Origin of the sequence: Rhodoferax sp. UBA5149 (assembly GCF_002413825.1) — a bacterium.
GTDB lineage: Bacteria > Pseudomonadota > Gammaproteobacteria > Burkholderiales > Burkholderiaceae_C > Rhodoferax.
Genome location: NZ_DHXT01000069.1, coordinates 2,731 through 6,307, shown reverse-complemented (window position 1 = coordinate 6,307; position 3,577 = coordinate 2,731). Strand labels below are relative to the sequence as shown.

Sequence of the window (3,577 nt, the reverse complement as noted above, 5' to 3'; positions counted from 1 at the left end):
GAAGAATCGGTGCGTCGGGTCATCACGCGTCTCAAGGATGGTACGTTCACTTTGCCGTTGGACAATGGGGCACAGATCCAGGTGGCGATCCGCGTCGATGCGTTGGAGCGCAGCGCGGTGATTGACTTCACGGGTACCTCCGAGCAGCAGACCAACAACTTCAACGCGCCGACGGCCGTCTGCATGGCCGCCGTTTTGTATGTGTTCCGCACCCTGGTGGATGACGATATTCCGCTCAACGCGGGTTGCCTCAAGCCGCTTCAGGTCATCATTCCTGCGGGCTCCATGCTGAATCCGAATCCGCCGGCGTCGGTGGTGGCGGGCAATGTCGAAACCTCGACTTGCATCACCAATGCCTTGTATGGTGCATTGGGTGTCATGGCGGCCAGCCAGTGCACCATGAACAACTTCACCTTTGGCAATGCGCGCTACCAGTACTACGAGACGATCTCGGGCGGTTCGGGTGCCGGAGCCCTGACGAACGCCGACGGTGTCGTCGTGGGCGGCTTCAACGGCACCGACGTCGTGCAAACCCATATGACCAATTCACGCCTGACCGACCCGGAGGTCTTCGAGTTCCGGTTTCCGGTCCGGCTGGAAAGCTACGAAATTCGCCAGGGCTCGGGCGGGGCGGGCCAATGGCACGGTGGCAACGGCGGTGTGCGCCGCGTCAAGTTTCTGGAGCCCATGACCGCCAGCATTTTGTCGAATGGCCGCCAACATGGCGCCTTCGGCATGGCCGGTGGGCAGCCCGGTCAGGTCGGCCGCAACCGCGTGCTGCGGGCGGACGGCCGGATTGAAGAACTGGGCCACATCGGCCAGGCCGAGATGCAGGTCGGTGATGTATTTGAGATTTGCACGCCGGGCGGTGGGGGGTTCGGCGGACAAAGTCCTCACCGATAGCCTTGGCTCGCGGTGGCGGGCCATGCGTATCCCCCATTTGGGGGATAGACATTGACAGGAGCGCTTGGGAAAATACTGATATATCGAATCGGTGGCTCCGTGTACAGTCGGGCGCATCAGAATTTTGAGTTGTCACTTTTTCTGGATTTTGGAGCAGACCATGCCGGGCCTCGGCGATTACCCAAAGTATATGAAACGATCTCCCCGCTACTGGCTGGTGTTCAGTGTTGCGCTGGCGCTGGGCTTGGGCGCGTACGCGTTGATGATTCAGGTGCTGGCCGTGCCAGCCATGGCTGCCCTGCTGATGATCGGCACGCTGTTGCTGGCCGCAATTGCCCTCGTGTTGAGTCAAAAATTAAAGCGGGTGCGGGCGCAACGAGACCGGGCGCGGGTGCGAGCCAACGCGACGCGGCGGCAAATCATTGCCCTGCTGCAAAACCAGGATATTCGTCTGAAACAGAGTGTGGAACGACAAGTGCAGGAGTTGCAAAGCGAGATTTCTGAACTTTACGACAGAGAGTCCTTGCTGAAGGTTCAGGCGCATCACGATGGCCTGACCGGTCTGGCCAACCGGATCCTGTTGACGGACCGTTTTCGTTTTGCGGTGGAGCGGGCCAAACGCAGTAGCGTGTCTTTTGCGCTTTTGATGGTTGACCTGAACGATTTCAAGATCATCAACGATAACTACGGCCATGCCGTCGGAGACGCCGTTTTGATCACCATGGCCAAGCGCCTGGTCGGTGCGGTGCGGGCTTGCGATACGGTGGCCCGGCTCGGCGGCGACGAGTTTGTACTCATTATTGAATCCTTCGAAGATCCGCAAGAGCTCGTTTCTTTGGGGCAAAAACTGATCGAGACGCTGTCCAACTCGATCACACTGGACAGCGGCGCCATTGTGAAGGTCGGTGCCAGCGTCGGTATGGCTTTGTACCCGGATCATGGGGCCGACATGAACGACTTGCTGTTTGTTGCCGACCATGCCATGTACGAGTGCAAGTCAAGCGGGCTGATGAGCCTGCATTAGGGAAGGGCGCCATGGAGGGGCGTGTGACCGATTTTACTAGCTTGGTGAATCTTGGTATGCTATAAATATAATAGCTGTCCATGCATGAAACACGGGGGCTGGAGCCGAATTTCCTATAAAAAAACCCGCCGAAGCGGGTTTTTTAAAGTGCAGCCCTGAATTACTTCTTGGCCGCGCTGGCAGCTGGTTTGGCAGCTTCAGCCTTGTCGGCCTTGGCGACGGGTTTCTCTTCCTTCTTGGTCGGCGGCACCGTTGCTGCGTTTTGGTACGCCGCGTCGTTCACGGTCAGCCCACCGGCGGAAAACTTGACGGCATTGCCTTTGCCCACGCCCTTGACGCGTTCGATGAAGTCGTTCCAGTCCTTGAAATTGCCCTTCTTGCGTTCGTCAAGAATCTTGGTCGAGATGGCTGGGCCGATACCTTTGATGCTGTCCAGTTCGGCCGCGTTGGCCTTGTTCACGTCCACCGCGGCAAAGCAGGCTGCGGCGTACAACATGGCCACGAGGGCCAGAATTTTCTTCAACATGAATCAACTCCTGAGGTTAAAAAAGTAAAAACAAAACACGGGCGCACATCTTCGACGAGGCCCGCAACACAACGAGATCAAGGCGCAGGGCGTTGACCTGCAGGGCGCGAAATTGCGTGAATCCCCTCGGTCAATGGCGGCACTCAGGTCTGGCTCGCCAGCCACTGGACGTATTTCGAGACGCCGGTCTGCACATCGACAAACGGGTGTTCGCAGCCGATGGCCCGCAGGGCGGATAAGTCGGCCTGGGTATAGCACTGGTACTTGCCGCGCAGGGCGTCCGGGAAGGGGATGTACTCGATCAAGCCGGCTGAGGCGATGGCCTCAAGCGGCAGTGCGGCCGCTCCCTGGATCGTGCGCATCGTGTTCACCACCGAGCTGGCCACGTCGTTGAAAGGCTGGGCCCGGCCGCTGCCTAGGTTGAAAATGCCGGACACGCCGGGGTGGTCAAAGAACCAGAGGTTGACCGCCACCACGTCGTCAATAAAAACGAAATCGCGCATTTGCGCACCCGGTCCGTAGCCGCCGTAGTCACCAAATAGTTTGACTTTGCCCTCGGCCACATACTGGTTGAACTGGTGGAAAGCGACGCTGGCCATGCGGCCCTTGTGCTGCTCGTGCGGCCCATACACATTGAAATATCGAAAGCCGACCACCTGGCCGGTCTTGCCAGCCACCGAACGCTGAAAGTCGATGCCACACTCGCGTCGCATGCGCTGGTCAAACAGCAGTTTGGAGTAACCGTACACGTTCAGCGGCCGCTCGCAGGCGGGGTCTTCCCGGAACGTGTCCGAGCCGCCGTAGGTGGCGGCGCTGGACGCGTACAAAAGCCGCGCCCCGCGTTTCTGGCAAGCCTGGAACAGGCTGACGGAGGTCGCGTAGTTGTTGTCCATCATGTACTTGCCATTGGCTTCCATGGTGTCGCTGCAAGCGCCTTCATGAAACACGGCCTCGATCTGGCCGAAGGCGCCATGCGCGAACAAGTCATAGAACGTGGCGGCATCCACGTAGTCCGAAATCTTCAGATCGACGAGGTTGCGAAACTTGTCGCCTTGCGTCAGGTCGTCGACGGCGATGATGTCGTCGAAGCCGCGCGCATTCAGGCCCTTGACGATGTTGCTGCC

Annotated in this window: 4 protein-coding genes; 2 read left to right on the top strand and 2 right to left on the bottom strand. The window is 58.9% G+C overall.

Annotated elements, in window-relative coordinates:
• A partial coding sequence (locus B3V69_RS05740; protein WP_296444626.1) for a hydantoinase B/oxoprolinase family protein occupies positions 1-903 on the top strand: 903 nt, incomplete at its 5' end.
• 190 nt (positions 904-1,093) lie between these two features.
• Positions 1,094-1,927 carry a GGDEF domain-containing protein gene (locus B3V69_RS05735; protein WP_296444624.1) on the top strand — a complete coding sequence of 278 codons (834 nt, stop codon included), beginning with the start codon at positions 1,094-1,096 and terminating at the stop codon, positions 1,925-1,927.
• A gap of 160 nt (positions 1,928-2,087) precedes the next feature.
• Here the strand turns inward: B3V69_RS05735 and B3V69_RS05730 are convergent, their stop codons facing one another.
• Together B3V69_RS05730 and rfaD are read right to left on the bottom strand one after the other, a co-directional pair.
• Complete coding sequence (locus B3V69_RS05730) at positions 2,088-2,453, bottom strand: ComEA family DNA-binding protein (RefSeq protein ID WP_296444622.1); 366 nt, start codon at positions 2,451-2,453, stop codon at positions 2,088-2,090.
• Between the two features lie 143 nt (positions 2,454-2,596).
• Positions 2,597-3,577 (bottom strand): ADP-glyceromanno-heptose 6-epimerase (gene rfaD / locus B3V69_RS05725; RefSeq protein ID WP_296444621.1); only part of this gene is annotated, 981 nt, incomplete at its 5' end.

Bases quoted from the DNA above. Each gene is read 5' to 3' on its own strand.
- B3V69_RS05735 (WP_296444624.1), top strand. From the start codon at position 1,094: ATGAAACGATCTCCCCGCTACTGGCTGGTGTTCAGTGTTGCGCTGGCG.
- B3V69_RS05730 (WP_296444622.1), bottom strand. From the start codon at position 2,453: ATGTTGAAGAAAATTCTGGCCCTCGTGGCCATGTTGTACGCCGCAGCC.